This is a genomic window from Mycobacterium sp. KBS0706, assembly GCF_005938675.2.
Classification (GTDB): Bacteria; Pseudomonadota; Alphaproteobacteria; order DSM-16000; family Inquilinaceae; genus Inquilinus.
Genome location: NZ_VCCH02000421.1, coordinates 1 through 269 on the forward strand (window position 1 = coordinate 1; position 269 = coordinate 269).

Below are 269 nucleotides of genomic sequence, written 5' to 3' on the forward strand. Positions count from 1 at the left end.
TGGCCAATCCGGGTCTTGCGGCCGCCATCACCGAAGCCATCGACGACGGCTGGATCACGGACCTGTCCGAGCTGGCGAAGCTCAAGCCGCTCGCCGAGGACCAGGGATTCCGCAGCGCCATCCGCGCCGCGAAGCGTGACGCCAAGTCGCGCTTTGCCGATTGGCTCAAATCGACATCCGGCATCTCCGTCGACCCGGATTCGATCTTCGACAGCCAGATCAAGCGGATCCACGAGTACAAACGGCAGCTCCTCAACGCCCTGCGCGTG

1 protein-coding gene is annotated in these 269 nt (G+C 64.3%); it reads left to right on the plus strand.

All coding sequences use genetic code 11. From position 1 onward, the window contains the following. The coding region (locus FFK22_RS42545; protein WP_143957083.1) for a glycogen/starch/alpha-glucan phosphorylase at positions 1-269 on the plus strand (269 nt) is incomplete at both ends.